The sequence below is a fragment of the Nonomuraea lactucae genome (assembly GCF_003313395.1).
Classification (GTDB): domain Bacteria; phylum Actinomycetota; class Actinomycetes; order Streptosporangiales; family Streptosporangiaceae; genus Nonomuraea; species Nonomuraea lactucae.
Genome location: NZ_QNFZ01000851.1, coordinates 1 through 6,214 on the forward strand (window position 1 = coordinate 1; position 6,214 = coordinate 6,214).

Annotated in this window: 3 protein-coding genes; all 3 read left to right on the top strand. The window is 75.8% G+C overall.

The window, feature by feature from the left end; all coding sequences use genetic code 11:
* On the top strand, positions 1-3,456 hold a 3,456-nt coding region (locus tag DQW85_RS29530; protein WP_113703119.1), incomplete at its 5' end, for a DNA-binding protein.
* A gap of 36 nt (positions 3,457-3,492) precedes the next feature.
* Positions 3,493-4,815 (top strand): ATP-binding protein, encoded by a 1,323-nt coding sequence (locus tag DQW85_RS29540; protein WP_240197502.1) that lies wholly within the window; start codon positions 3,493-3,495, stop codon positions 4,813-4,815.
* A 92-nt stretch (positions 4,816-4,907) separates the two neighbouring features.
* Positions 4,908-6,214 (top strand): DUF5682 family protein (locus DQW85_RS47125; protein ID WP_240197503.1); only part of this gene is annotated, 1,307 nt, incomplete at its 3' end.

Below are 6,214 nucleotides of genomic sequence, written 5' to 3' on the forward strand. Positions count from 1 at the left end.
CCCGACGCCATGCGGCGGCTGGCCTGGCTGCCGGGCGAGGCGCTGGTGCTGGCCGAGGAGGAGGTGCGGCAGGCGGCCGGCGCCGACGTCGCCGAGGTGCTCGCCCGCGCTCTGCGCGCCGGGCTCTTCGACGAGCTGGGCTGGCCCGCCTGGGACGACGCGGCCGCGACCCTGGTCCCGAAGAAGGACGTGGACGACCTGGTCGTCGCCGACGCCTGGCCGCACCTCATCGTCGCCGGACCCACGCAGGTGCGGGTGCTCGGCGCCGAGGGCGCCGTGCTCACCCACGACCTGCGCGTCCCCCGCGGTGACAGCTGGGGCGACGCCGGATTCCACTACGTGGACGGCGAGCTGCTCGTCTACTGGCGGTCTCGCGCCCGCGATCGCGAGCTGCGCGGATACTGGCACACCGACCCCGACCGGCTCCAGGCGCTGGACGGCGACTCTCGGACGCGCGGCACGCAGATGGACTACTACCGCGGCCTCGACCCGGTCACCCTGCCGCTGCCCGGCGGCGGGCGGACGACGGGATACGGGGTGCTCCACGCGGGAGACACCGCCGTGCCCGACGAGCGGCCGGTGATCACCGACGGCACGTCCCACTGGGTGTGGACGTGGGACGGCTCCGACGACGGCAGCGCCGGGTGGTACGAGTTCGACCCGGTCAGCGGCCGGGACGGCAGGAAGGGCATGCCCGGCTTCCTCGCCGACGCGCTCCGCACCGCTCCCGCGGGCGCCGAGTTCAAGTCGGGATGGCTGCTCCCCGCCCCGTCCGACGAGGCCTCGCCCGCCGCCGTCCCGGTGGGCGGGCTGCTGGGCTGGCGGGTGATACGGCTGGCTGACGGCTCGACGCGCGGCGAGGACCTCTCCGGCCGTGCCGTCACCCTGGGTCCCGACTCCGAGGCTCCGATGCGCGCTCTGACGTTCCCCGGCGACGACCGCCCCAGGGCCGTCCTGAAGCCGGGGAGCTATCGGGTCGGCCTGGCCGACCCCGACGGTGTCGTCACGGCCGTGGCCAGGACCGACGCCGCTCCCGGCGACTTCGCCGCGGGCACGCTCATCCTGCCGCCGGTGCGCTACTGGCACTGCCTCCAGCCGAGAGACCCACAGGGCTCGGCGGCACTGCGCCGGATCGACCGCGACACCGCGGCGGCGCTCCTGGATGCGGGCGAGGCGGAGGAGCGCGACCTGTCCGAGCGGATCCGCGCGCTCCTTCCCGAGGTCAGCCACGACGCGCTGGTGGCGGGCATCGCGGGGGTCGTGCGGTTCGCCGCCACCCAGCAGGGCGCGCTGCGCGAGGTCGCGGTCCGGTTGACCGAGGCGCTCGCGGGCGGGCACAGGGAGGAGGAGCCCACCGGGCCAGCCGACGAGCTGCTGGCCCAGGCTCTGAACGGGCTGGGGAGCCTCGTCACGTACTCGTGGATGCGCCGCGACCTGGACGGCGCCTTCCGGCAGATCCGTACGGTCCGCCACGCGTCGACCGCCACCGAGCCGACGTCGCCCGCGACCCCGCCGGAGAAGGCCGGAGCCGCGTCGCCCGGCGCGGGGGAGGGCGGGTCTGTCCCGCCCGCGGACCGGGTCCATCTGGGCCTGCCTGAGCTGCCGTACTCGTACCTGCGCTGGGATCTCGTGCTCGACCACCCCGCCGCCCTTGCGTACCGGTCCGCGGCGGCACCCGCCGACCCCGTACAGCTCGACGCGCTCCGCGAGCTGCTCGGTGAGCTCCACGAGCTCGGCCTGACCGAGGACGCTCCCTCCCGGTGGCGGCGGCTGACGCTGCACCTCGACCGCTCCCACCTGATCACGGCCGGTGGCGACTGGCGCGCCGGCACGTGGCTCGGAGTGCTGCCACTGGGAGACGGCGCCCTCCTGGCGTTCGTGAACGTCGAGTCCCGCGACGACTCCGGCGGCGTGTTCACGGCGCTCTTCCACGACCCCGCCGGCCGGTTCGACGTGCCCGGCCCCTACACCGTCCAGTCCTCGGCCCCGGTGGGCGATGCCAGGCGCGCGGGCTGGACCCGGGCCTTCCTCGCGGAGCTGGCCGAGCGGGGTCCCGCGCCGTGGCGGCCCGAGGCCGCGGACGAGTTCGCCAGGCTCACCGGCGTCTCCCAGACGATCGCCCGGCTGGTGGTGGCCGGCATGCCGTCCGTGGACACCCGCGACCGGAGTTTCCTCACGAAGGAGGCGCGCGCCGTGCTCGGGGTGAAGGTGGCCGACGCCGCCGTCGCCAGGGACCAGTTGCGCGACGTCGACGCGGCCGTGCGGCGGGCGGTCACGGCGGCGCTGCTGCCCGACGAGCCGGCCCGTCTCTGGACGGACGGCCCGGACGTCGCGCGGGCGGCCGAAGCGTGGATCACCGGTGTGGGACGCCAGGCGGCGATCCCCGAATGGCTCCTCGGCGAGGCGAACCGCGCGGTGCGGACCGTGCGCGACACCGTGGGGACGCTGCGCATGCTCATCGACCCGGCTGCCGCGCCGGAGCTGACGCGCGACCTCGCCTGGACGGTCCGGGGCGACCGGGTCCGCCCCGTGGACGCGGACGCCACCGGCTTCACCGGCGACACCCTCACGGCGACCGTCGACATGGCGGGCTGGCTCGCCCATCAGCTTCCGGCCGGAGACCCGCTGCGCGCCGCGCTGCCGGACGCTCTGGCGGCGATCCGTGAGCGGCTGGCCGGCCCGGAGCTGATGCTGGACCTAGGGCGGTACGTCGACCTGCCCGCGTTCCGCAAGGCGGCTGGGGCGCCGACCGAGGTCGGCGAGGGCTACGAGAGGTACGGCGCGGTCATCATGCCCACCTACGACGACCGGCCCGCCCCGGGCATCCGCACGGCCCTGCTCGGCCCCGGCGGCGACGACCCCTACCTGCTCGCGCTGCTCGGGGTGGAGAGGGCGTTCCCGGTGGAGACGGCGCGGCGCACCGCCTGCGCCTCGCGGTTCGAGGCGCTTCTCGCCGACCCGGGCGATCCGGCCGCGGGCGAGCGGGACGCCGACGGGTCATGGTGGCCGCAGGACCCCTCCCGGTCGGTGCCCGAGCTGGTCGCCGAGGCGGCCAAGGAGTACGGCCTGGGGGAGGACGCCGCCACCCTCTATCTGATGCTGCTGGCCATGCCCGACCCCACCGACCGGCACGTGGCCCGGTGGACGGGCTGGAGGCCCGCCCGGTTCAAGGAGGCCCGCGCCGAGCTGGCCGCCACCGCCCTCGTCGTGGAGGCCACCCGGCAACGGGCCGGTCGTTCGCTGTTCCTGCCCGGCGGCTGGGCCGAGCTCAAGGCGCCGAAGACCCCGTTGGAGCAGTGGAAGCTGCCCCTGTTCGACCTGAACGGCCCCTACCACCTGCCCGTCCTGCCCCACGAACCGGCCGCCGACCTCTACACCAGGGCCTGGCAGCGCGTCCGCGACGGCGACGCGCCCCGGTTCGAGGAGCTCAAGATCAAGCGCTCGCGGCGCCGCTGAGCCCGGCCTCCACCATCCGACACGAGGACTTCCCCCATGACTCTGCTAGAAGACATGACGCGGCCGGACGACCAGGCGACGGCACCCGCCACGCGGCAGGTGTTCCCGGCCGAGGAGCGCTACTCCACCGAGCTGGCCTTCCTCGCCGCCCACGACGACGGCCCGCGCCCGCCGGGCTGGGCGCTGACGCCGCGCGCGGTGGTGACCTTCATCTGCGGCAGTGGCGACGAGACCCTGGAGCTCCCGAAGAACCGCCGCCCTGGTCTCGCCGCGCCGGGCGGCTCGGGCAACGGTGAAGCCTCAGGCGGGCGGGGCCACGGTGAAGCCTCAGGCGGGCGGGGTCACGGCGAAGGCTCGGGCGAGTCGAGCGACCGCGAGACCCCGGGCACCCGTGAGGAGGGGATCCCCCCCCGCCTGAAGATCACCCCCAAGTTCGTCGGCGAGCGCGCGCTGGTCGAGCGGTGCGTGGTGACCCTGGCGGGGGAGCGCGGCCTGCTGCTGGTCGGCGAGCCGGGCACCGCCAAGTCGATGCTCTCGGAGCTGCTGGCCGCCGCCGTGTGCGGGACCAGCGCGCTCACCGTACAGGGCACGGCGGGCACGACCGAGGACGCCTTCCGCTACGGCTGGAACTACGCCCTGCTGCTCGCCCAGGGCCCCAGCCACCACGCGCTGGTCGACTCCCCGGTGCTCACGGCCATGCGAACCGGCCGGGTCGCCCGCGTCGAGGAGATCACCCGCTGCCTCCCGGAGGTGCAGGACGCCCTGGTGTCGATCCTGTCCGACCGGCGGCTCAGCGTGCCCGAGCTCGCCGGCACCGCCGACGCCCAGGTGGCCGCCGCACCTGGGTTCACCGTGATCGCCACGGCCAACCTGCGCGACCGCGGCGTCTCGGAGATGTCCGCGGCGCTGAAGCGGCGCTTCAACTTCGAGACCGTCGATCCCATCGCGGACGCCGACGCGGAGACGTCCCTCGTGCGCCGGCAGGCCACTGCTGTCGTCCAGCGGGCGGGAGCCGGCTTCGCCGTGGACGACGCCGTTCTCGAGGCACTGGTCACCGTCTTCCGCGACCTGCGCTCCGGCCGTTCGGACGAGGGCTGGGACGTCGAGCGGCCGGGCACCGTGATGTCCACCGCCGAGGCCGTGCAGGTGGCCGCCTCCCTTGGCGTCGCCGCCGCGTACCTGCCGAGCGGCGACGTCCTCGACCTGGTGCCGGGACACCTGCTCGGGGTGGTCCGCAAGGACGATCCCGCGGACCACGGGCGCCTGCTCGGCTACTGGGACGGCCCCGTGCGGCGCCGCGCCGAAGACGGCTCCGCGATGTGGCGCAGGCTCTGGGACCTACGGGAGACCCTTCGTTGACCGCCCCCGACAACACTCCCGGCCCCGCCGCTTCCCGGGCCGCCGCGCCCGCCGCGTCGCCGCCTCCGCCTGCCACCTCTCGGGACGCTGCCGTGCCCAAGGAGCTCGTGCCCCGAGAGGCTGATCCGCGGGACGCCGTTGCCGTGCTCGCCGCCTCCGTCCGGCCGTACCTGCTGGGAGTGCGGCACCACAGCCCCGCACTGGCCGTGGCCCTGCCCGCGCTGCTGGACACCGTCGGCGCGGACGTGGTCTGTGTCGAGCTGCCGGCGGACTTCCAGCCCTGGCTGCCGTACCTGGCCGACCCCGCGACCGTCGCGCCGGTCGCCCTGGCGGGGGCGGGCCGGGATGGGGGGCCGGCCTTCTACCCGTTCGCCGACTTCTCCCCGGAGCTGGTGGCCATCCGCTGGGCCCGGGAACGCGGGGTGGAGGTGCGCTGCTGCGACCTCCCGCTCACCGAGGCCGCCTGGCACACCCCCGAGCCGGCACAGGCCGCCACCGGCACAGCCACGACACCCGCTACGGCGCGAGAGACGGCTACGGCGCAGGCCCCTCCTGCGGCGCCGGGCGCCGTGCCGCGTACGTCCTTCGCCGCAGCCCTGGCCTCCTCGGGCACTGGCCGCGAGGGGGACGACATGTGGGATCGGGCCGTGGAGGTTCTCGCGCCGGGCTGCGAGCCGGAAGCGGTGCGCCGTGCGGCCCTCGGCGTCGGCTGGGCGCTGCGCCGCGATGCCGAGGCCGCCGGCGGCGTACCCGCCAGGGATCTGGCCCGTGAGGCCCACATGCGCCGGGTGCTCGTGGAGGCCGTTGCGGGCGGCGGACAGGTCGTGGCGGTCGTCGGGGCCTTCCACGCTCCCGCGCTGATCAGTATCGACACCGCAGAACCCACGGCCCGCGCCGCCGCGGGCGAGCTCGCGGAGCTCGCGGAGTCCGCGGCCCGCACCGCCGCCAGAGCTCCCGAGCGGCCTCCGGCGGGCGATGCGAGTACGGCTGCCGGGCGGGATGCGGTGACCTCGCTCGTGCCGTACGCCTTCGACCTGCTCGACTCGCGGTCCGGTTACCCGGCGGGCATCCGCGACCCGCGCTGGCAGCAGGCCGTGTTCGTGGCGGGCGGTGACCCGGGGCGGGTCCGGGATGGCGCTGCTCGCGCGATCACCGATCTGTGCCGCGAGCTCCGTGCCGCCGGGCACACGGCGGGCACCGGAGAGGCGGTCGAGACGTTGCGGCTCGCCTGCGACCTGGCGCGGTTGCGTGGGTTGCCCGCCCCCGGGCGGGGCGAGCTGCTTGAGGCGGTGACGACCGTGCTCGGCCAGGGTGAGCCCCTGGGCCGGGGGCGGGCGCTGGCTCGGGCCCTCGACACCGTGCTCGTCGGCGCCGCCAGGGGCCGGACCGCGCCCGGCAC